The organism is Clostridioides sp. ES-S-0006-03 (assembly GCF_020662275.1).
GTDB lineage: Bacteria > Bacillota > Clostridia > Peptostreptococcales > Peptostreptococcaceae > Clostridioides.
Window position 1 is genome coordinate 1 of record NZ_JADGMM010000014.1, and the last position, 23,459, is coordinate 23,459.

The 23,459-nt window shown below is 29.2% G+C and carries 18 protein-coding genes; 2 read left to right on the forward strand and 16 right to left on the reverse strand.

Annotation, left to right across the window (positions count from 1 at the left end):
- The 7 genes from carB (IR151_RS16005) to IR151_RS16035 form a co-directional block, all read right to left on the reverse strand.
- On the reverse strand, positions 1–2,866 hold a 2,866-nt coding region (gene carB / locus IR151_RS16005; RefSeq protein WP_227436399.1), incomplete at its 3' end, for a carbamoyl-phosphate synthase large subunit.
- Between the two features lie 184 nt (positions 2,867–3,050).
- On the reverse strand, positions 3,051–4,100 hold the full coding sequence (gene carA, locus IR151_RS16010) for a glutamine-hydrolyzing carbamoyl-phosphate synthase small subunit (RefSeq protein WP_227436401.1): 1,050 nt from the start codon (positions 4,098–4,100) through the stop codon (positions 3,051–3,053).
- 257 nt (positions 4,101–4,357) lie between these two features.
- Positions 4,358–7,564: a carbamoyl-phosphate synthase large subunit gene (gene carB / locus IR151_RS16015; protein WP_227436403.1), complete on the reverse strand. Its 3,207-nt coding sequence runs from the start codon at positions 7,562–7,564 to the stop codon at positions 4,358–4,360.
- A gap of 52 nt (positions 7,565–7,616) precedes the next feature.
- Positions 7,617–8,660 carry a glutamine-hydrolyzing carbamoyl-phosphate synthase small subunit gene (carA, locus tag IR151_RS16020; protein WP_227436405.1) on the reverse strand — a complete coding sequence of 348 codons (1,044 nt, stop codon included), beginning with the start codon at positions 8,658–8,660 and terminating at the stop codon, positions 7,617–7,619.
- 25 nt (positions 8,661–8,685) lie between these two features.
- Positions 8,686–9,402 carry an orotidine-5'-phosphate decarboxylase gene (pyrF, locus tag IR151_RS16025; RefSeq protein WP_227436407.1) on the reverse strand — a complete coding sequence of 239 codons (717 nt, stop codon included), beginning with the start codon at positions 9,400–9,402 and terminating at the stop codon, positions 8,686–8,688.
- 380 nt (positions 9,403–9,782) lie between these two features.
- Entirely contained in the window at positions 9,783–10,418 is a 636-nt protein-coding gene (locus IR151_RS16030) for a DUF1847 domain-containing protein (RefSeq protein ID WP_227436409.1), read from the reverse strand.
- Between the two features lie 23 nt (positions 10,419–10,441).
- Entirely contained in the window at positions 10,442–11,359 is a 918-nt protein-coding gene (locus tag IR151_RS16035; RefSeq protein ID WP_227436411.1) for a nitroreductase family protein, read from the reverse strand.
- Positions 11,360–11,726: 367 nt separating this feature from the next.
- Here IR151_RS16035 and IR151_RS16040 point away from each other — a divergent pair, with 367 nt between their 5' ends.
- Positions 11,727–12,956 carry an aminopeptidase gene (locus IR151_RS16040; protein ID WP_227436413.1) on the forward strand — a complete coding sequence of 410 codons (1,230 nt, stop codon included), beginning with the start codon at positions 11,727–11,729 and terminating at the stop codon, positions 12,954–12,956.
- Positions 12,957–13,159: 203 nt separating this feature from the next.
- On the opposite strand, the gene IR151_RS16045 is transcribed toward IR151_RS16040, so the two are convergent.
- From IR151_RS16045 to IR151_RS16070, 6 genes are all read right to left on the reverse strand, one after another.
- Positions 13,160–15,541, reverse strand: coding sequence for a homocysteine S-methyltransferase family protein (locus IR151_RS16045; RefSeq protein ID WP_227436415.1), 2,382 nt, complete (start codon positions 15,539–15,541; stop codon positions 13,160–13,162).
- Positions 15,513–16,238, reverse strand: coding sequence for a vitamin B12 dependent-methionine synthase activation domain-containing protein (locus IR151_RS16050; protein ID WP_227436417.1), 726 nt, complete (start codon positions 16,236–16,238; stop codon positions 15,513–15,515). Before IR151_RS16050 ends, IR151_RS16045 begins: the two co-directional genes overlap by 29 nt.
- The gene (locus IR151_RS16055; RefSeq protein ID WP_227436419.1) at positions 16,228–16,683 is read right to left on the reverse strand and encodes an S-ribosylhomocysteine lyase; all 456 of its coding nucleotides are present in this window, start codon (positions 16,681–16,683) and stop codon (positions 16,228–16,230) included. The genes IR151_RS16050 and IR151_RS16055 overlap by 11 nt, the downstream gene beginning before the upstream one ends.
- A gap of 280 nt (positions 16,684–16,963) precedes the next feature.
- Positions 16,964–18,148, reverse strand: coding sequence for an ATP-binding protein (locus IR151_RS16060; RefSeq protein WP_227436421.1), 1,185 nt, complete (start codon positions 18,146–18,148; stop codon positions 16,964–16,966).
- Positions 18,138–18,830: a response regulator transcription factor gene (locus IR151_RS16065; RefSeq protein WP_227436423.1), complete on the reverse strand. Its 693-nt coding sequence runs from the start codon at positions 18,828–18,830 to the stop codon at positions 18,138–18,140. Before IR151_RS16065 ends, IR151_RS16060 begins: the two co-directional genes overlap by 11 nt.
- 131 nt (positions 18,831–18,961) lie before the next feature.
- A complete protein-coding gene (locus tag IR151_RS16070; protein ID WP_227436424.1) occupies positions 18,962–19,678 on the reverse strand; it encodes a M15 family metallopeptidase in 717 nt (238 codons plus the stop codon).
- A gap of 124 nt (positions 19,679–19,802) precedes the next feature.
- On the opposite strand from IR151_RS16070, the gene IR151_RS16075 reads away from it, so the two are divergent.
- Positions 19,803–20,543 (forward strand): ATP-binding protein, encoded by a 741-nt coding sequence (locus IR151_RS16075; RefSeq protein WP_227436426.1) that lies wholly within the window; start codon positions 19,803–19,805, stop codon positions 20,541–20,543.
- A 292-nt stretch (positions 20,544–20,835) separates the two neighbouring features.
- On the opposite strand, the gene IR151_RS16080 is transcribed toward IR151_RS16075, so the two are convergent.
- The 3 genes from IR151_RS16080 to IR151_RS16090 form a co-directional block, all read right to left on the reverse strand.
- The gene (locus IR151_RS16080) at positions 20,836–21,687 is read right to left on the reverse strand and encodes a metallophosphoesterase (protein ID WP_227436427.1); all 852 of its coding nucleotides are present in this window, start codon (positions 21,685–21,687) and stop codon (positions 20,836–20,838) included.
- A 25-nt stretch (positions 21,688–21,712) separates the two neighbouring features.
- Positions 21,713–22,651 carry an SDR family oxidoreductase gene (locus IR151_RS16085; protein ID WP_227436429.1) on the reverse strand — a complete coding sequence of 313 codons (939 nt, stop codon included), beginning with the start codon at positions 22,649–22,651 and terminating at the stop codon, positions 21,713–21,715.
- A gap of 102 nt (positions 22,652–22,753) precedes the next feature.
- Positions 22,754–23,404, reverse strand: coding sequence for an HAD family hydrolase (locus IR151_RS16090; RefSeq protein ID WP_227436430.1), 651 nt, complete (start codon positions 23,402–23,404; stop codon positions 22,754–22,756).
- Positions 23,405–23,459 lie beyond the last annotated feature (55 nt).

The following is a 23,459-nucleotide window of genomic DNA, read 5'->3' on the forward strand; positions in this document are numbered from 1 at the left end:
CTATAAACTCATCTTTATCGTTATTATTAACAGTAGCAAGTACTACTCCTCTTTCGTCAGACATATGTCTACCTGCAGCCAAGAATCCTTTATATAGAGCTTCTTCTAGGTTTTCTCCTACACCTAAAACTTCTCCTGTAGATTTCATTTCAGGTCCAAGACTTACTTCAACTTTAGCTAATTTAGACATTGAGAATACTGGCACTTTTACTGATACTAGTTTAGGCTCTTTATAAACTCCTGTACCATATCCTAAATCCTTTAATTTAGCTCCTAACATACATTTAGTAGCTAAGTCAACTATTGGTACCCCACTCACTTTACTTATATATGGTACTGTTCTACTGGCTCTAGGATTAACCTCTATTATATATAATTCATTTTGAAATTCTATAAATTGTATATTAACCATACCAAGTACATTAAGGTCTAAAGCTATTTTTTTAGTATACTCTAGAATTTTATCTTTTATCTTATCAGATATGTTTTGGCTTGGATACATTGTCGTACTATCTCCAGAGTGAACTCCAGCTCTTTCTAAGTGTTCCATTATTCCAGGTATTAATATATCTTCTTTATCACATATGGCATCTACTTCTATTTCTCTACCAGTTAGATATTTATCTATAAGTACTGGATTCTTATGGTCTCTGGCAAAGGCATCATCTAAATACTGAGTTAATTTTTCCTCGTTATAAGTTATTTCCATACCTTGACCACCAAGTACATAAGATGGTCTAACTAATACTGGATAACCTAATTCATTAGCAACTTCAATACCCTCATTAGTTGTCCATACACCTTTTCCTTTTGGTCTATTTATATCTAATCTCTCTAATAAGTCGTCAAATTTTTCTCTATCTTCTGCTGCATCTATATCATCAAAATCAGTTCCCAATATAGGTATTTTTTTCTCATGTAAGAACTTAGCTAGTTTTATAGCTGTTTGTCCTCCAAATTGTAGTATTACACCTTCTGGTTTTTCTTTTTCAATTATGTTTAAAACTTCTTCTTCTGTTAATGGTTCAAAATATAGTTTATCTGATGTATCAAAATCTGTACTTACTGTTTCAGGGTTATTGTTTACAATTATAGTTTCTATACCCATTTTTCTTAAAGATTTTACACAGTGAACTGAACAATAGTCAAATTCTATACCTTGACCTATTCTTATTGGTCCAGAACCTAATACTACAACTTTTCTCTTATCACTTACAACTACTTCATCATATTGCTCATAAGTTGAGTAGTAATATGGAGATAGAGCTTCAAATTCTCCTCCACATGTATCAACCATTTTATAAACAGGTTGTATATTGTATAGACTTCTTAATTCGTATAATTTTTCTGGGCTTATCTTCATTAAGTCAGATATACCTTTATCAGAGAATCCTTTTTTCTTTAATTCATGTAAGTATTCCTTATCTAAATCTTCTATTTTAAGACCTTTTAATTTTTCTTCTTGCTCAACTATCCATTTAAATTTATTTATAAACCACTTATCAACACCAGTGATTTCTTCTATCATTTCTACTTTATAGCCTCTTCTTATCATTTCAGCTAAATCAAACAATCTTTCATCATCAGGTACTACAACTCTTTTCTTTAGCTCTTCTAACGTTCTACCTTCTGATGGAGCATGAACTAATGAATATTTTCCTGTTTCTAGTGATCTTATTCCCTTAAGAATAGCAGCTTCAAAGTTGCTTCCTATACTCATTATTTCACCAGTTGCCATCATCTTAGTTCCTAATTTTCTATTTGCCTTTTTAAATTTATCAAATGGCCATTTTGGTATTTTTACTACTACATAATCTAAAGTTGGCTCAAAACAAGCATAAGTTTTTTTAGTTACTGCATTTTCTATTTCATCCAAAGTATATCCTAAGGCTATCTTAGCTGCCACTTTTGCTATTGGATATCCTGTAGCTTTTGATGCTAGCGCTGATGATCTACTAACTCTTGGATTTATTTCTATTATTGCATATTCTAAACTATGTGGATTTAAAGCTATTTGAACATTACATCCACCTTGAACTTCTATTGCATTTATTATATCTATTGATGCTTTTCTAAGTAGTTGGTATTCTTCATCACTTAAAGTTTGACTTGGAGCAACAACTATACTATCTCCTGTATGAACTCCAACTGGGTCTACATTTTCCATGTTACATACAGTTATACAGTTTCCATTCCCATCTCTCATTACTTCATATTCTATTTCTTTCCAACCTTTTATACTCTTTTCAAGAAGAACTTGACCTACTGGACTTAATTGCAATCCATGTGAAAGTATCTCTCTTAATTCTTCCTCAGTATCAGCTATACCTCCGCCAGTTCCACCTAGTGTATATGCTGGTCTTACAACCACTGGATATCCTATTTTGCTTGCAAATTCAAGACCTGCTTCTAGGTTTGTAACTATATCACTAACTATTACAGGTTGATTTATTTCTTTCATTACTTCTCTAAATAAATCTCTATCCTCACCCTTTTTTATAGACTCTATAGATGTACCTATAACTTTTACATTATATTTATCTAGTATACCAGCATCATGTAATTCTACAGCCAAGTTTAGTCCTGTTTGACCACCCATACCTGCAAGTAAGCTATCTGGTCTTTCTTTTTCTATTATTTTTTCTATAAATTCTATTGTTAATGGTTCTATATATATTTTATCTGCAATTTCTTTATCAGTCATTATCGTCGCTGGATTACTATTTACTAATACAACTTCTATTCCCTCTTCTTTTAATGCTTGGCAGGCCTGTGTTCCTGAGTAGTCAAACTCTGCTGCTTGACCTATTATTATTGGCCCTGACCCTAATACTAAAGTTTTCTTTATACTATCTAATTTAGGCATAACTCTTTCTCCTTATCTAAACAATTTTCACAGTTTCTATCTTCATAATCTATACAATCAATTTTAATTATTTTATTCCATATTAAATTTGAGATTATTTATTATATCTATATTAATTAAACCAATATTTTTTTGATTTAAGTTAGTCTTATTTTTAGTTATATATTATATATATTGATATTATTTATTTTACGAACTCTAAAAACTTATCGAAAATATAGTCATTATCTTTTGGCCCTGGACAAGCTTCAGGGTGGTATTGAACACTGTATACATCTAGCTTCTCATGTCTCATTCCCTCAACAGTATTATCATTTAAATTTATATGTGTCACTTTCATTTGTTCAGGAACTTCTGAAACATAATATCCATGATTTTGAGAAGTTATAAATACTTTTCCCTCTTCTAAATCTTTAACTGGATGATTTCCACCTCTATGTCCAAATTTAAGTTTAGCAGTTTTTCCTCCAAGAGCTAGGGCTAAAAGCTGATGCCCTAAGCATATTCCAACTATAGGCTTTTTACCAATTAGAGCTTTTATATTTTCTATAACATCTTCTAAATCCTCTGGGTCTCCAGGCCCATTTGATAAAAATATTAAATCAGGGTTTATACTTAATACATCTTCTGGAGATGTTGTAGCTGGGAATATTGTTATATCACATCCACGAGCTATAAATGATCTTAAGATATTTCTTTTAACTCCAAAATCCATAACAGCTACTTTTGGTCCATTTCCTTCTATATGCTCTACTTCTTTTCTTGTAACCGTTCTAACTGCTTCTGTATTTGAAAACTTATCTAATTTATGTTTAACATCTTCTAACTTGCTATCTTCTAATGTAATTATACCTTTCATTGTCCCATTATTTCTAAGTATCTTAGTTAAAGCTCTTGTATCTATTCCTTCTAGTCCTATCACTTTATTTTGCTTTAAATATTGGTCTATATCAATCTCACATCTAAAATTACTTGGAGAATCACTTTTTTCTCTTACTATAAATCCTTTCACTTGCACTTTTTCAGATTCTGCTGATGATAAATTTATACCATAATTTCCTATAAGAGGATAAGTCATAGTAACTATTTGACCATAGTAAGAAGGGTCTGTTAAAACTTCACCATATCCTATCATCGAAGTGTTAAATACTACTTCTCCTACACTTTCTTCTAAATATCCAAATGCTTTTCCTATAAAAACTGTCCCATCTTCTAATATTAACCTTGCTTTCATATTACAGTACCTCCTATAATTCTCTTTAGGCAAACTAAAGAACATTAACTAAATATAATCTTTTAAATATCTATATCTATTTTTCACTTTTACATTCTAGTTTTATACTTATTTACATTTATTTTTTATCTTTTTCTATTATACTACAAATTTCTTAAAAAAAAGAAGTTATCTCAAAAGTAAAAACTCATAGAAAAAATAACTTCTTCTTTTTAATTTAATGATTAAATTCTTAAACTATACAATCAACTTAATTTCTATTCAGCTATATTGTAAACTTTTAACTTATCTTTGTTTAGGTGTTTTTTCTTAACCTCTACTAGAGCTTTTAGTGTATCTAAAGATGTCATTATTTCAGTAGAAAATTCAATAGCTGTTCTTCTCATTTTAAATCCGTCTCTTGTTGAGTCATTACCTTTAGTAGGTGTATTTATTACTATATCAACTTGTTTATTTCTTATAGCATCTAGTATGTTTGGTCTAGATTCTTCCACTCTATTTACTATATCAGCTTCTATTCCATTTTCTCTTAGACTCTTAGCTGTACCTTCTGTAGCAACAAAAGTGTATCCTAACTCTTTCATATCTTTTGCTATTGCTATAAACTCATCTTTATCGTTATTATTAACAGTAGCAAGTACTACTCCTCTTTCGTCAGACATATGTCTACCTGCAGCCAAGAATCCTTTATATAGAGCTTCTTCTAGGTTTTCTCCTACACCTAAAACTTCTCCTGTAGATTTCATTTCAGGTCCAAGACTTACTTCAACTTTAGCTAATTTAGACATTGAGAATACTGGCACTTTTACTGATACTAGTTTAGGCTCTTTATAAACTCCTGTACCATATCCTAAATCCTTTAATTTAGCTCCTAACATACATTTAGTAGCTAAATCAACTATTGGTACCCCACTCACTTTACTTATATATGGTACTGTTCTACTGGCTCTAGGATTAACCTCTATTATATATAATTCATTCTGGAATTCTATAAATTGTATATTAACCATACCAAGTACATTAAGGTCTAAAGCTATTTTTTTAGTGTATTCTACTATCTTTTCTTTTATCTTATCAGATATATTTTGGCTTGGATACATTGTCGTACTATCTCCAGAGTGAACTCCAGCTCTTTCTAAGTGTTCCATTATTCCAGGTATTAATATATCTTCTTTATCACATATGGCATCTACTTCTATTTCTCTACCAGTTAAATACTTGTCTATAAGTACTGGATTCTTATGGTCTCTATCAAATGCATCCTGTAGGTATTGAGATAATTTTTCTTCATTGTAAGTTATTTCCATACCTTGACCACCAAGTACATAAGATGGTCTAACTAATACTGGATAACCTAATTCATTAGCAACTTCAATACCTTCATTAAGTGACCATACACCTTTTCCTTTTGGTCTATTTATATCTAATCTCTCTAATAAATCATCAAATTTTTCTCTATCTTCCGCTGCATCTATATCATCAAAATCAGTTCCCAATATAGGTATATTTTTCTCATGTAAGAACTTAGCTAGTTTTATAGCTGTTTGTCCTCCAAATTGTAGTATTACACCTTCTGGTTTTTCTTTTTCAATTATACTTAAAACTTCTTCTTCTGTTAATGGTTCAAAATATAGTTTATCTGATGTATCAAAATCTGTACTTACTGTTTCAGGGTTATTGTTTATGATTATAGTTTCTATATCCATCTTTCTCAAAGATTTTACACAGTGAACTGAACAATAGTCAAATTCTATACCTTGACCTATTCTTATTGGTCCAGATCCTAACACTATTACTTTTTTCTTATCACTTACAACTACTTCATCATATTGCTCATAAGTTGAGTAATAATATGGAGATATCGCATCTATTTCTCCTGCACATGTATCAACCATTTTGTATGCTGGTTTTATGTTATATAGACTTCTTAATTCGTATAATTTTTCTGGGCTTATCTTCATTAAGTCAGATATACCTTTATCAGAGAATCCTTTTTTCTTTAACTCAAGAAGATAATCTTTAGTTAAGTCTTCAATCTTCATAACTTTTAATTTTTCTTCTTGTTCAACTATCCATTTAAATTTATTTATAAACCATTTGTCTATTCCTGTGATTTGTTCTATCATTTCTACTTTATAGCCTCTTCTTATCATTTCAGCTAAATCAAACAATCTTTCATCATCAGGCACTACAACTCTTTTCTTTAACGCTTCAATACTTCTCTCTTCTGATGGAGCATGAACTAATGAATATTTTCCTGTTTCTAGTGATCTTATTCCCTTAAGAATAGCAGCTTCAAAGTTACTTCCTATACTCATTATTTCACCAGTTGCCATCATCTTAGTTCCTAATTTTCTATTTGCCTTTTTAAATTTATCAAATGGCCATTTTGGTATCTTAGCAACTACATAGTCTATAGTTGGCTCAAAACAAGCATAAGTTTTTTTAGTTACTGCATTTTCTATTTCATCCAAAGTATATCCTAAAGCTATTTTTGATGAAACTTTTGCTATTGGATATCCTGTAGCTTTTGATGCTAATGCTGATGATCTACTAACTCTTGGATTTATCTCTATAACTGCATATTCAAAACTATGTGGGTTTAATGCAAACTGAACATTGCATCCACCTTGAACTTCTACTGCATTTAATATATCTAAAGATGCTTTTTTAAGCATCGCACATTCTTTATTGCTTAGAGTTTGTGTTGGAGCAACAACTATACTATCTCCTGTATGAACTCCAACTGGGTCTATATTTTCCATGTTACATACAACTATACAGTTTCCTTTTGAATCTCTTATTACTTCATATTCTATTTCTTTCCAACCTTTTATACTTTTTTCAATTAATACTTGTCCAACTGGACTTAATTGCAATCCATGTGAAAGTATCTCTCTTAATTCTTCCTCAGTATCAGCGATACCTCCACCAGTTCCACCTAATGTATATGCTGGTCTTACAACTACTGGATACCCTATTGTAAGTGCATAATCAAGACCTGCTTGTAAATCTGTAACTATATCACTAACTATTACAGGTTGATTTATTTCTTTCATTACATCTCTAAATATATCTCTGTCTTCACCTTTTTTAATAGATTCTACTGAAGTACCTATTATTTTTACTCCATATTTATCTAGTATGCCTTTTTCATAAAGCTCAACTGCTAAGTTTAATCCTGTTTGTCCACCCATACCTGCAAGTAAGCTATCTGGTCTTTCTTTTTCTATTATTTTTTCTATAAATTCTATTGTTAATGGTTCTATATATATTTTATCTGCCACTTCTTTATCAGTCATTATTGTAGCTGGATTACTATTTATTAATACAACTTCAATTCCTTCTTCTTTTAAAGATTGACATGCTTGAGTTCCTGAATAGTCAAATTCTGCCGCTTGACCTATTATTATTGGTCCTGACCCTAATACTAAAGTTTTCTTTATACTATCTAATTTAGGCATAAATTTTTCTCCTTATCTAAATGGTTTTTACTATCTGTAAATAATACTAAATCTATATTAATGCTAAGAATTTATTAAATATACAATCTAAATCTTCTTTTGTTGTGTATTCTGGAATGTACTGAACACTATATATTGGTAATTCCTTATGTCTCATTCCTTCTATAGTATTGTCATTTAAATTTACATGAGTTATCTCTGTATCTTCTGGCATTTCTGAAACATTGTATCCGTGATTTTGAGAAGTTATAAATACTTTTCCTGTTTCTAAACATTTAACTGGATGATTTCCTCCTCTATGTCCAAATGCAAGTTTTGAAGTTTTTCCACCTAATGCTAATGCCAAAATTTGATGTCCTAAACCGATTCCTGCTAGTGGTTTTTTGCCTACTAATTTCTTTATATTTTCAACTATATCATTTATATCTTCTGGATTACCTGGCCCATTAGATAATAATATCAAGTCAGGGTTTATATTTAAAATTTCTTCTGAAGTAGTCATTGCTGGTACTACCATTATGTCACAGTTACAAGCTTTCAGTGAGTCTAATATACTATTTTTAACACCAAAGTCTACAACTACGACTTTAACACCAGTCCCTTTAATATTTTCAATTTCTTTTCTTGTAACACTTTTAACAGAATCTTTATTGCAACACTCTGTTAATTTAGACTGAATTTCTTGTAATGATACATTTTCTAAAGTTATAATACCTTTTTTTGTTCCATTATTTCTAATAATCTTAGTCAATGCTCTTGTATCTATTCCTTCAAGTCCAATTACTTTGTTTTGCTTTAGATATGTGTCTATATCCATTTCACATCTAAAATTATTTGGGTTGTCACTTTTTTCTCTTACTATAAGTCCTTTTACTTGTACTTTATTTGATTCAACATCTTCTAAATTTATTCCATAGTTCCCTATAAGTGGATATGTCATTGTCACTATTTGTCCATAATAAGTTGCATCTGTCAGTAGTTCACCATATCCTGCCATTGAAGTATTAAACACAACTTCACCAACAGCTTCCTTTAAATATCCAAATGCTTTTCCTTCAAATACTGTTCCATCTTCTAAAATTAATTTCCCCTTCATATAAGCTACCTCCCAAATGTTTTATCTAAGCATTTTCTATTTCTTTTACAATATTAATAGCTGATTCTCTTGGACTTTCTGCTTTTGTTATAGGTCTTCCAACAACTAAATAATGAGCTCCTCTTTTTATTGCATCTGATGGAGTAACAACTCTTTTTTGGTCTCCAACTTCTGCTGACTTAGGTCTTATCCCTGGGCAAACTGTTATAAAATCAGTTCCACATGCCTCTACTATCTTATCTACTTCTTGAGCTGAGCAAACAACTCCATCTATTCCTGATTCTTTTGCTAATTTAGCTCTCTTTATAGCCAATTCTTCTGTTGTCATATTACATCCTATATCTTGTAAGTCTTGGTTGCTTAATGAAGTTAAAACTGTTACTCCAACCACCAAAGGTTTTTCTATATTTAATCTCTCTGCTTCTTCTTTAGCAACTAGTGCACATTGTCTCATCCCTTCCATATCTGATACATGAATTGTCATTAACCAAACATTATCTCTTACTGCAGCTCTTACTGCACTTTTCATAGTATTTGGAATATCATGGAATTTAAGGTCTAGAAATATTTTTTTACCTTTTTCTTTTAAGTAGTCTATTGTCTTTCCTTTTGTAGCCACATATTGTTCTAGTCCTACTTTAAATATATCTACACTATCTTCCAATTTGTCTATTAGTTCTTTAGCTTTATCAAATTCGTCAGTATCAATTGCAACTATTAGCTTCTCTTTACCATTTATCATTTTTATATCTCCTTTTTAATAAAGCCTAAATCCTCATAAAAAAATCCTTACACCAAAAGAGGCACAAGGATTTTATCTATACATAACTTTGATATTAATTAGCTATGAGATATCTTTCCCAGTCTCTCTGGACTAGTTTAAAAGACTTTATTATATTTAAATTTTTTATTTTATACTCATCAAAAACCTCTAGGTGATTTACTAGAGGTTATATATTAACACTATCTATAACCCTTTAGTCTCTCTGGACTAGTTTAAGGAATTTAGTCATAATATTTTTTCTTTATTTATATAACTTTATGTATCTTAAGGATATTTTAAAGTTTCATCTTTTTTATAATTAAACCACTAATTGCTTTTTATGTCAATAAGTCTTTGAATTATTCTTCATCTTTATCAAATAATTTTTTTTCAAAATAAGACTCTGCATTATATATAGCAGCAGCTGGATTATGCCCAGTTACTCTATCTTTGACAATTAGAGTTGTTATAGGAGCTTCCATATATTTCATGGCTAATGTATCATGACCAACACATAATCCAAGAATTATATTAAGGTCAACTTTAGCCTCATTTAAAAATAAAGCTTGCCCTATTGGATTACACATTATTTCATCTTTACATTTTGATATTGTTTGTGATGGCTTCAATCCAACTGTAGTCTTAGGAATCGCTCCATTTTTACATATAACAGAAAACACTTCAAATCCATGATGTTCAAATACCTTTTGTACTGTTTGCATTTCTCTTTTTAAACCAATACAAAATGCTATACCAATTTTTTTATAGTCACATTTTTTAGCAAACTCTATAATCTCTTTTAACCTAGTATATTGACAGTATCCCTCTGTTTCAATTAATCCAGCATTATAAGCTATTTTTCTATTTTCTTCCTCTTCATAAAGTTTTTTTGCTTTTTCTTGTAACTCAACTTCCCTAGTTGGGCATATCTTCATTAGCTTATCCATATCTCCATCTGAACAGCCTCTAAGATTACATTTCCCACACTTATACATGTCTACTATCCCCTCTCAAAATTTTATTCATTTTGTGATTCTTCTTTTTCCAAACTTAAATTTTCATCTTGAGTTTCTTCTTCTTCTGGTTTTACATGTTCAACTACAGTTATAAAATATGATTTTCCTATTTTATTCTTTATAGGAAGTTTTTCATATGAAACATCTATTTTATTTTTTATACATGCTATATCAAAATGTCTTAAACCTACACCTAAGCTAACCTTATTCATATATTCACAATGTTTCTTAGGTTTCTTTTCAAATAGATGAAGACCTCGTTCATCTTTGTGAAAATACCAAGGTTGAGAGTTTTTCACAGATGGAGCTCTTCTTGTAAATTCTAATATTTCTTTCCATTTTCTATTTCTATTTATTTTATTTATAATATCTTTTACTGGTTTTCTATCAGGTCTAGCATATCTTGTCCTAAATAAATCTTCATTTTTTGCCGGATATCCAAAAGCTATTATTATATATGGATTTTCTATTTTGTTTTCATCTTCTTCTTCTGTTTTTATTCCAGCTAAATAATCTAAATCGTCTTCTTCATCTTCTCTTGGGTCTTTGTTTCCAATATCTACAAATTCCAAGATATCTTCTCTTTTTAATGTGGACTCCAGCCAACAAGTAGCTACTCCTAATGTTGTAAGACGTAATACTATACCTTCAGTAGCAAAACCTATATTTTGTAAATAGTCTTTTCCCTTATCTGATGTGACTACTATATAATGAGGTGCTTTTACTTTACACTCTTTCCCCATTAAAAAGTGTATTATATGACCTCTATCAACAACATGTGCTTTAATATTTAAATCTTCATTTAAGTATTCTAAATTTTTACAACTTCTTTTTATTTCTTCCATTAATGGCTTTTTTAGTTTTGTACTGGAAAAATTTCTTACAGATTTTCTATAAAAAATGGCTTCATAAAGCTCCATTTATGCCCTCCTAACTGAAATCTTCTGTTCATAATATATAAACTACTATATTTAAACATATATAAGCTTTGCCAGAAAATTTTTTATTTCATTATAAATATCTATCTCATTATTATATTATAAGTTTTTTTCGGTATTCTTGTATAGCCTTTCACTAAAAAAGTATTTTTATTTCTACTTTAATACTATTATCAACAAAAAATAACGTCTTAGTTACAATTATATATCTAAACAATCTATTTTAATTAGAATACATATTTTTTATTTCTCAGTCTATTAAGTATAAATATTTTAAATATGACCCAAAATCTAAGTAATGATATAATATTTATAAGTTATTTAATGTTAAAAATACAGGAGGATAGATATGGATTTCAATAAAAATTTAGAAAAATATGCTGAGTTAGCAATTAAGGTCGGAGTTAACATACAGCCAGGTCAAACTTTACTTATAAAATCACCAATCGAATGTGCTGATTTTGCAAGAAATGCACTGAGGGAAGCATATAAATGTGGAGCTAAAAATGTATATATAGAATGGTCTGATGAAGAAAGTACTCTCATTAAATATTTATATGCTCCAAACGAAGCATTTCATGAGTTTCCAAAATGGACAGCAGATCAATATGTAGATATAGCTAAAGAAGGTGGAGCATTTTTATCAGTATATGCTCAAAACCCTGATTTATTAAAAGATGTTGACCCTGAGAAAGTTGCTAACTTTCAAAAAGCTTCTGGAAAGGCTTTAAAAGAGTGGCGTTCTTATACGCTAACAGATAAATGTAAATGGAGCATAGTTTCTGTACCAACAAAAGATTGGGCAAAAAAAGTATTTCCAAGTTTATCAGAAGATGAAGCAATAGATAAATTATGGGATGCCATATTTAAGTGTTCAAGAGTTGCTGGACAAGACCCTATAAAAGCATGGAAAGAACATAATGAAAATCTAAAGTCTAAAATGGATTTTTTAAATGAAAGTAATTTTAAAACTTTAAAGTATAAATCTTCAAAAACTGATTTAACTTTAGATTTACCAAAAGGTCATATTTGGTTAAGTGGAGCATCTAAAGACCCTAACGGAGTAAGTTTTAATCCTAACATTCCAACTGAAGAGATTTTTGGAATGCCACACAAGTTTAAAGTCAATGGAACTGTATACAGTACTAAACCCCTTGTTTATGGAGGAAATATAATTGATAATTTCTCTTTAACTTTCAAGGATGGTAAAATAGTAGATTTCTCTGCTGAAAAGGGACTAGAAACATTAAAGAAACTTATTGAAACAGATGAGGGTTCTCATTATCTAGGAGAGGTTGCTCTTGTTCCATATAACTCTCCAATATCTGATACAAATATTATTTTTTATAATACTTTATATGATGAAAATGCTTCTTGCCACTTTGCAATTGGTTCTGCATATAAGACTTGCTTAGATGGTGGAAATGATTTGAAAGATGAAGAATTAGATGAGTATGGAGTAAATGATAGTCTAACACATGTTGACTTTATGGTTGGTTCTTCAGATATGGATATTGTCGGAGAAACTCATGATGGAAAACATATACAGATTTTTAAAGATGGCAATTGGGCTTTTTAAGTGTTTTTATACTAAAAAGGGCTGACGGAAGTTATACCAGACTTCCCAGCCCTTTTTAATGTTGATGATAAATATTTTTTTATATTAATTAATCTCATTATTATAGATTAATTCCTATTATTTTGGACATAAGTTTCTAAAACTTATATTTATATTATATATAAAATATCCTATTTAGTAAAACCTTTATTTCGATTTACATGCTAAAAATTTAGCTTTGCTATCTCAACAGCAGATTTTGCATCCTTTGAATAATAGTCAGCTCCCATTTCCTCAGCATATTCTTCTGTCAAAACAGCACCACCTACAAATACTTTTGCATTTATTTCATTATCTCTTAATGCTTGAATTGTATCTTTCATACTTTGAACAGTTGTAGTCATAAGTGCACTTAACCCTACTAACTTTATATCTCTTTTTTTAGCAACCTCTACTACTTCCTCAATTGGAACATCTTTTCCTAAGTCTATAACTTCATATCCATAATTCTCTAGCATTATTTTTACTATATTTTTTCCAATATCATGAATATCTCCTTTTACTGTAGCAACTATTATTTTTCCTTTAGATACATTATCACTACTTCTACTTATTAAGGTTTCTTTTATTGTATTTAGTGCAGTTTTCACTGTTTCTGCTGATTGAATAAGTTGTGGTAAAAAGATGTCTCCACTATCATATTTCTTTCCTACTCTATCAAGAGCTGGAATTAAAATTTTATCTAATATATAATTTTCATCCTTCTCTTTTAAAAGATTCAACGTTTCATTTTTGGCTTCTTCTTTTAATCCCCTTTCAACTAAAACATCTAGTGATAAGTCTTTATTAGCTTTAATAGTGGAATCAGACTGTTTTGAATTATTCATATTACTATATTGATTTATATAATCTACGCAGCCTTTATCTGTATTATTTAAGATTCTAAAAGAATTAATAGCCTCCATCATACTATATTCGTTTGGATTTATAATTGCTAAGTCAAGCCCTGCTCCTAAAGCTAGCGTTAAAAAAGAAGCATTAAGTGCTTTTCTATTTGGAAGTCCAAATGAAATATTTGAAACACCTAGTATAGTTTTTACCCCTAATGTCTTAACCATTGTTATGGCTCTTATAGTTTCTATTGCTTCCTCTTGTTGTGCTGAAACAGTTAGTGATAAACAATCTATAAATATATCTTTTGGTTTTATTCCATAAGAAACTGCTCTATCAACTATTTTTTTTGCTATTTCAAATCTTTCCTCAGCTCTTTTAGGTATACCTTTTTCATCTAATGCAAGACCAACCACACATGCACCATACTTTTTAACTATTGGTAATATACTTTCTAAGGACTCTTCTTTGCCGTTTACAGAGTTTACAATTGTTCTACCATTATAATATCTAAGACCTTGTTCTAAAGCCTCTACATTGGAAGAATCGACTTGTAATGGTGTATCTACTACTGCTTGAATCTCTTTTATCAACTTTGGCATTAATTTCTTTTCATTTATTTCTGGCAAACCAACATTCACGCCTAATATTTGTGCACCAGCACTTACTTGTTCCAACCCCAAATTTATTGCATAATCTAAATTTTCATTTTTTAAAGCTTCTTGTAAAGATTTTCTACCAGTTGGATTTAATCTTTCTCCGACAACTGTAGGTGATTCTACTTCCACAAATTTTGAGGGCGAACAAACTACACATTTATCAATCTTTTCGGTACTTCCCTTTTTAACAGAACTTATATTTTCAGATATTTCTTTTATAAAGCTTGGATTTGTGCCACAACACCCGCCTATTATAGTTGCTCCAGCTTCAACAAATTTTTTGACTCCCTCAAAAAATTCCTTTGCATCAACATCATAGATAGCTTCTCCATCAACTATATTTGGTAAACCTGCATTTGCTTGAACCATTACAGGTATTGAAGCTCTTGACACAATTTTTTTGACTATTGGCAAAAGCTGTTTAGGACCTAATGAACAGTTTACTCCTATTGCATCAACTCCCAGACCTTCTATTGTGGCAACCATACTTTCTGGCATACATCCAGTAAAACTTCTCCCACTCTCATCAAATGTCATAGTACAGAAAACAGGTAAGTCAGAATTCTCTTTAGCCGCTAAAACGGCTGCTTTAGCTTCATATAAATCCATCATAGTCTCTATTACTATTACATCAGCTCCAGATTTAACTCCCTGTAATACTTGTCTTTTAAATATCTCATATGCTCTGTCAAAGCTTAAAGTTCCCATAGGCTCTAACATTTCTCCTATAGGACCAATATCTAGTGCTACATATCTAGGTTTAGTGTTATCTACATTTTCTATAGCTTTTCTAGCTACTAAAATAGCATTGTCAATAACTTTTTCTACTGTATATTCACTATCTAATTTTAATTCATTACACCCAAAAGTATTTGTAAGAATTACATTTGAGCCTGCTTCTAAATATGATGTATGTATCTCTATAAGTTTTTCTGGATTTTGAAGACCAAATACTTCTGGATTTTCACCTATTTTTAACCCCTTTTGTTGAAGCATTGTTCCCATTGCACCATCAAATATTAATATATTATCCTTTAGATATTGTCTTATTTCCACAAGAATTCGCTCCTTTTCTATATGTACAATTTCTGTAGTTTTTACAATTTTCACACGATTTTTCTTTCTTTGATTTATCTATTTTCAAATTAGAAATGCCTATAATAGCTACTACTGATTTTCTTGGTATCATAATCCCATTTGATGTAATTGTGAGTCCTATTTGTTTTTGAGCATTTAAAACATTTAATATATCTATATTTTTCTCTATTGGTAAGTCCCCATATCCTGGGCTATATCGCATAGTTATAAATTTGTTTTGTTTTAAAAAAACCTTTTCTATATCATTTTGAACAATATCGCATACTTCTTCTATTGCTGTTGTTCCACATGAATCAATTATTAGTCCTCTTGTTAAGTCTGAGTAAGAGTATCTTTTTATTTCCTTTTCTACCTCTATTCCCAAAGTAGCTGCCATAATTACACATTCATCACAGTCTTTTAGAAGTTCATATATATCCTTACTTTTTAAGGTTAAATTTGTTCCCTCTAGTTCTACAATCTTATCTTTATTTATTTTGATAGGATAAATCCTAGATATATATCTAGGATTTATCTTGTTTTTGGCTATTTCTATACATTCATCAATAGTTTCTTTAAGTTCTTTATCTATTTCTTGTCCTTTATATTGTAAATACCTTAGAACCTCACTTTGATTTATGCTTATACGTTCTCTTTCAATTACATTATTCTCCATATATATTAAGAGAAAATCCTTTATCTAAAACATCTTTTGCATATTCTTTTGCTCCAAATAAAGATAAGTCTCTATAATTTCCACATTCTAAAGCTGTAGCAGCTGGCATTTTATCAGATTCAATTACTTTCTTTAATGCCTTTTCTAAGCCATCTTTAACTGTTTTAGCATCTATATCTCCCCATAATATTAAATAAAATCCTGTTCTGCACCCCATTGGAGATAAATCTATCACTCCATCTAATGTCTCTCTTAAATAAGTTGCTAATAAATGTTCTAAACCATGCATAGCAGCAGTTCCAAAGCTTTCTACATTTGGTTGTAAAAATCTCAAGTCAAATTTAGTTATTTTATCTCCTTTAACTCCATCAAGTACACTACACTTTCTCACAAAAGGAGCTTTAACTTTTGTATGATCTAATTTAAAACTTTCTACTTTTTCCATTTTTGAATCCTCCATCATCACTTAAAAATTTATTACTTTAAATCTATAAAAAAACTCCCCCTATCCACTATTGATAAGAAGAGTATATTATTTCCAATCATCTCATCGTTGTTAGCAGGACCACCTAATAAAAGGTTGGTATAGGATCGCTGAGCTAACTCTCTCCCCTAATTCTTGATAAGTATCTTATTAAACTGACTTAAATTATATATTACTTTTTTATTTTTGTAAACACTTTATGCTATAAATATTTGTGTATCTAAATCATACTTTTATCTTATTACACAGTTTCTTGTATTATTGGTAGTTGTACCTCAAATACAGTTTGATGTATATTACTTGAAACAGTAATTTCCCCACCATGTAAATTCACAATATTTTTTGTAATTGCAAGACCTAATCCAGAACCTCCATCATTGCTATTTCTTGATTTTTCAACTCTATAGAATCTATCAAATATATTTGGTAAATCTAATACTGGAATGGGTTCTCCATAATTTATAACTTTTGCAATAGCCATATTTCCTTTTTTTGCTGTTACTATATCCACATAAATTCCTTCTTTTCCATATTTCATAGCATTGGTTATAAGATTTTCAAAAGCTCTCACCAATTTATTTGGGTCAGCATTTATAATTAATTTTTCTTCATTGAAATTAACTCTACTAACCATAAATTCTTTTTTAAAATAAAATCCAAGTTGAGATACTATTTGGCTTAATAGCTCTACCAAGTTTATGTCTATTTTTTTTAATCTTATTGTATTATTTTGCATTTTTGTAAGTTCAAATAAATCATTTATAAGTATATTTAAACTTTTTGATTTCTCATATGCAATATTAACATAATACATCAACTGAACTTCATCTTTATACTTACCATCTTCTATCAATCCTAGATAACCCATTATTGAGGTTAAAGGAGTTCTTAGGTCATGTGAAACATTTGTTATTAAATCTGTCTTAGTTTGTTGAGCCTGTCTTTCTTCAACAGTTATATTTCTAAGTTGATAAACTATACTATTGATTTTATTTGCAAGTTCATCAATCTCATCAATTTTTTTATCACTTAATCCATTTGACTCATACTCAATATCTATACTTTTTTCTAAATCGCCTTCCTCCATTGAGTTTACAGCATCCATGATAATTTCTAGTTTTTTATTTTTGTTATCAGTATCTTTTAGAAAATTTACAAGTTTTTTATTTCTCTTGTATGACATTAATGAATAAATTGATAATGATGCTGTCAGAAATAAAACTGAATATAATGTGCTGTCTCCTATAACAGATCTAATATTTCTTAAACTAAGCATAAAGTAATTAATTGTAGATAAAGTAGTTCTTATATATAATATCTTTATTATATATGCACTTGTTAACATAATAATTAGGGTTATAATACAGCTTATTATAAAGTCTACTATAGGACGAAACATATAATTTAATACACTCTTATTTTTCAATTTTATATCCTACCCCCCATACAGTATGAATTATTTTTTCTCCATCTGTATACTTTTCAATTTTATCTCTTATCCTACTCATATGAACCATTACAGTATTGTTAGATTGGTAGTATTGTTCTTTCCATACTTTTTCAAATATCTCTTCTGTACTATATACTCTACCTTTATTATTTGCTAGTAAATACAAGATATCAAATTCTCTCGATGTCAAAAATATATCCTTTCCAGCTACTGTTACACTATGCTTTTCCTTATCTATTAATACCACTCCAACTTCTATGACATCTTTATTTTCTTTGTTAGTACCACTAAAATAATACGCTCTTCTAAGTAATGCTTTTACTCTCACAGTAAGTTCAAGTGGATTAAATGGCTTTGTTAGATAGTCATCTGCACCTGTCATTATTCCTTGTATCTTATCCATATCCTCTGATTTGGCACTCAACATAAGTATTGGTATATTTAAACTTACTCTAACTCTTCTACAAACTTCTATCCCATCCATCTTTGGCATCATTATATCCAATACCATCAGATGAATATTTTCTTTTTCTAAAATATCTAAAGCTTCTTGTCCATCTTTAGCCTTAATTACATTATATCCATCATTTAAAAGGTATATCTCTACAAGGTCTCTTATTTCCTTTTCATCATCCACAACAAGAATTGTATCTTTCACTTTTTCACATCCTAACTTACTTTAATATAGTTTTTACTCATCTAAAATTATACTATACTTAAAGTAGTCTAGTATCAAATTTATTTATATTACATTTAGTAATATCATACAATTTATGTTATGTTGTTTTATTATTTGTTTTGCAAATATTCTTCCAAGGTTAACCCTTTTGAATAAATTTCCTCAGCAACATCCTTACCCACATATCTAATATGCCATGGCTCATATGCTGTACCTGTTATATCTTCTTTACCTTTAGGATATCTTATTATAAATCCAAATTTATGAGCATTTTCTGCCAACCATATAGCTTCTTTTGTACTTCCAACAAACCATCTCTCTGGATTTGTCAAGTCAATACACAGTCCAGATTGATGTTCACTATGTCCAGGTTTTGCTACATATGCATCAGCTTTTTCCTGACCTTGAGAATTTACTCTTCTTGTATAAGTATCTTGTTGAGTCTCGTAAGACCTATATGCTGAAGACCCTAAAAACTGTATTCCTTCTTCATTAGCTTGTCTAACTAAGTCTTCTACTGCTTTTGCAGGTTCTCCTGCCATTTGTTTTTCCTCTTCAGTAGCTTCTGGAACAAATTCTATATTTACCTTAGTAATGTCTTTCGGCATATAATCTTTACTAAGTTCATTTGTCTTGTTTACCAATAATATATTATCTGCTATACTATTTGAGTGATTTTTTTTCTGAGAATCTGTTTCAACATCTTGAGATGAAGCAAATTGAGCAGTTCTAGTTGGTTCTTCATCTTTCAGAATTTTATCTTTAACTATAAACATACTTATAAATACTACTACTATAATGCCTAACATCAATTTTAATTTTTTCATGGTTGAATCGTCTCCTTCGTTATGTTTATTAACGTTAATTTTAGAGTATAAGTTTTAAGTATTTTATAAGTAAACCTTAAGTTATTCTTAAGTTTATATTTTCAAATAAAGGATGGTGCTAAAAATGTCTATGCAAAAACTTCTTAGTAAAGCTCGTAAGGCTATACAAGACTTTGATATGATACAAGAAAATGATAAAATTGCAGTTGGTCTTTCTGGTGGAAAAGATAGTTTGACATTACTTCATATCCTTAAAAATTATCAAAGATTTTCTCCACAAAAGTTTGAATTAATAGCTGTAACACTAAATACTGGTGGAATTGATAAATCACCATTAAACAAATTATGTGAGGAAATAAATGTACCTTTTTATGAATTTCAAACTAATATAAAAGAAATTGTATTTGATATAAGAAAAGAAAAAAATCCTTGTGCACTATGTGCTAATTTAAGAAGAGGTGCTTTAAATGACAACGCAAAGAAACTTGGGTGCAACAAAGTAGCTCTTGGACACCATAAGGATGATGCTATTGAGACATTTTTAATGTCTATGTTTTATGAAGGAAGAGTTAATTGTTTTTCGCCAAAAACATACTTAGATAGACAAGATTTAACTGTTATAAGACCAATGATTTACATAGAAGAATATATGACTAAGAAGATTTCAAAGGAGTGTAACTATCCTATCATAGCAAACCCATGTCCTGCAAATGGCCATACTAGGAGAGAATACATAAAAAACCTTATTGCGAATTTAAATAAAGAAATGCCAGATTTTAAAAGAAATGTATTTGGAGCTTTAAATAATTCAGAAAAACTTTTTATATGGGATAAGGAAAATATAAAAAATATTTATTTAAAGTAATTTAAATATAACATTAAATCATTTTCATACATTGTATAAAAATTAATATCTTTATATAAAGAAACACAAGATTGTATTAATTATAAATACTCTCTATTTATAATTGATACAATCTTGCTATATTATAATCTTTTATATTTTTATTATTTTTTATATCTATATTTTAATAGTTATTAATATTATTATCAATTCTAATAAATGTATTAACTATAACTTAAACTTTTTATATTCTTAACTCAATTTATTCTTAAAATTTCTATCCCTCTATATTTCATAAAAACAATATTTTATACTAGATTAGAATATTAAATTCGACTATCTCTGGTACATTAAAAAATCTAAATGGCAACTTTGTACTTCCAAGACCAGAACTCACATATAGATGATTTCCCTTTATATCATAAAATCCTTTAGTGTATTTCCTTCCATATGGAGGAGTAACTAAAGCACCCTTGAAAGGCAACCTTATTTGACCACCATGACTATGTCCAGATAAAACTAAATTCATTGTATCTTTACTGAGCATATCTACCAAATCTGGTTCATGTGCTAATAATAAATTAAAACTATTATAATCAGTTTTGCTTTCCAAATCTCGTATATTTGGATTACCATTTAATATCTCATCAGATCCAAGTATATTAATATACTTATTGTCTTCAAGTCTTATTTTCTTATTTTCATTAACTAAAAGATGAAAGTTAGAGTTTTTCATAATTTGTCTATAATACCTAGGAAGTTTATACATATAATCATGATTACCAAATACTGAAAACTTTCCTAACCTTGCATTCATACTAGATAAAATCTTTGTAATTTCATCTATATCTGGATTTTTATTAGAATAATCAATTAAATCTCCAGTAAATACTAATATATCTGGATTTAAGGCATTCACCTTATTAGCTACTTTTTTAAGTTTATTAGTCGAATAAAAACTGCCTATTTGAGTATCTGAAATCTGAACTACTTTTATAATCTCATTCTCATTTTTTACTATATCTTCTTTAATCATGTTTCCATCTTCATTTATATTATATTTTTTCACAATTAATAGACTCGGTTCTATTGCAACTGAGTATATAAAAATTAAAACAAATATCAATATAAAAAATTTTAAAAAACGCTTTATCTTTAATTTCAAAGTATCTACCTACTTATTTATTATCTTAAACTATTTGCATTACAGACTCAACTTTATCCATTTTTCTATCATGTAATTTTGGTTTATTGGCTAAGAACCATTTATATGTTGTTGTAAGGCCTTCTTTTAATAAAACATTTGGTATATAAAGACCATGTTCAATAAGCTTATTTATATCTAGATTAAAGTCTATATTTCTAAACGGGAAGTAAGTTCTCTCTCTAAACTCAACTTTTTCCATGTCTACATATTTTATAATAGGTTCCTTCCCAATAACTTCTCCACATGTATATATAAGTTCATCCCAAGATATTAACTGTGGATTTGTTACATTATACGCTTCTCTCACATGAGAATTTTTCATTACACTTTCTAACACTTTTACTAAATCCCCAATATATATAAATTGATTGCTTACTTGTTTTCCTTTAGGTACTGGTATTTTTTCGTTTTTTTCTATTTTTTCAAAGAAATAGTATTCTCTATACAAATTATTATTTTCACCATATATATAAGTTGGCCTAATAATTATATATGGTATAGAACTATTTATAACAAAATCTTCTGTTTCTTTTTTGTTAAGTCCATATTTACCCCAGTTTTCATTTTCACCTTTTTCATTATCTTCTTTTACATTTCTTCCACTATCTTTGTATACGGCTCCTGCTGACAATACTATGTATTTTTTTAAGCTATCTAAGTTCACAAAATCAATAAGATTACCAACATCCTCTTTTGTATATGCTGTCATATCATATATGTAATCGTACTGTCTTCCATTGATAATGTTTTCCATATCTTTGCGTACTTTTCTATCGCAAATTAAGTGCTCTCTAAATCCTTTATAATCTATTTCCTTTTTACCATTCGTAAGTATATCTATTTGATACCCACATTTAATTAAACGCTTAGCAAGTGCAGAACCTATGAAGTCGCTTCCACCCATGATTAAAATAGATTTCATTTCAAGTGCATCCTCCTCTTTTTTAAATGGCTTCCTTAATTATAATATCATATTTTTAAATATGCTACACCATTTTGTATTGTTTTTGTCTATAAAAGATATTTATAGCAAAATATCTTTTATAGATTTAACACTTTCGACAATATAGGTAGGATTGCTCTTACTAATTTCATCAAAAGAACCATATCCATACAATACCCCTATAGAATCTACACCTATTTTATTAGCTCCAATTATATCGTATTTTCTATCACCAATCATAATGACCTTATCTTTATCTGTTACACCACACAAATCTAACACATATTCTATAACTTCATTTTTATTTACTCTTGTACCATCAAGGTTACTACCTGCGATATATTTAAAATAACTATCTATACCAAAATATTTAAGTATGGTTTCTGCAAAAACTGTTGGTTTAGAAGTAGCTAATAATAATGTTTTCCCATTCTCATAAAGTATTTTTAAAGTCTCCTTTATGTCTTTATAGATTTTATTTTCAAATATTCCTCTGTCAGAAAAGTATTCTCTATATTTTTCAACAGCTTCTGTTGCCTTTTCATCTTCAAATTTATAATAGTCTTTGAAAGTAGAATGTAGGGGTGGCCCTATAAATTGTTCTAAGTTATCCAATTCTTCTTCTATACCAAAACTATTTAAAGAATATTGAATAGACTTTGTTATTCCTTCTTTAGGGTCTGTAAGTGTTCCATCTAGGTCAAACAGCACTATTTCATAATTTTTCTTCATATATAAGTCCTCCACTTTTTATAAAAATAATATATTATCTTTTGAGTTTATATAT

Bases quoted from the DNA above. Each gene is read 5' to 3' on its own strand.
- carA (WP_227436401.1), bottom strand. From the start codon at position 4,100: ATGAAAGCAAGGTTAATATTAGAAGATGGGACAGTTTTTATAGGAAAA.
- carB (WP_227436403.1), bottom strand. From the start codon at position 7,564: ATGCCTAAATTAGATAGTATAAAGAAAACTTTAGTATTAGGGTCAGGA.
- carA (WP_227436405.1), bottom strand. From the start codon at position 8,660: ATGAAGGGGAAATTAATTTTAGAAGATGGAACAGTATTTGAAGGAAAA.
- pyrF (WP_227436407.1), bottom strand. From the start codon at position 9,402: ATGATAAATGGTAAAGAGAAGCTAATAGTTGCAATTGATACTGACGAA.
- IR151_RS16030 (WP_227436409.1), bottom strand. From the start codon at position 10,418: ATGTATAAGTGTGGGAAATGTAATCTTAGAGGCTGTTCAGATGGAGAT.
- IR151_RS16035 (WP_227436411.1), bottom strand. From the start codon at position 11,359: ATGGAGCTTTATGAAGCCATTTTTTATAGAAAATCTGTAAGAAATTTT.
- IR151_RS16040 (WP_227436413.1), top strand. From the start codon at position 11,727: ATGGATTTCAATAAAAATTTAGAAAAATATGCTGAGTTAGCAATTAAG.
- IR151_RS16050 (WP_227436417.1), bottom strand. From the start codon at position 16,238: ATGGAGAATAATGTAATTGAAAGAGAACGTATAAGCATAAATCAAAGT.
- IR151_RS16055 (WP_227436419.1), bottom strand. From the start codon at position 16,683: ATGGAAAAAGTAGAAAGTTTTAAATTAGATCATACAAAAGTTAAAGCT.
- IR151_RS16070 (WP_227436424.1), bottom strand. From the start codon at position 19,678: ATGAAAAAATTAAAATTGATGTTAGGCATTATAGTAGTAGTATTTATA.
- IR151_RS16075 (WP_227436426.1), top strand. From the start codon at position 19,803: ATGTCTATGCAAAAACTTCTTAGTAAAGCTCGTAAGGCTATACAAGAC.
- IR151_RS16085 (WP_227436429.1), bottom strand. From the start codon at position 22,651: ATGAAATCTATTTTAATCATGGGTGGAAGCGACTTCATAGGTTCTGCA.
- IR151_RS16090 (WP_227436430.1), bottom strand. From the start codon at position 23,404: ATGAAGAAAAATTATGAAATAGTGCTGTTTGACCTAGATGGAACACTT.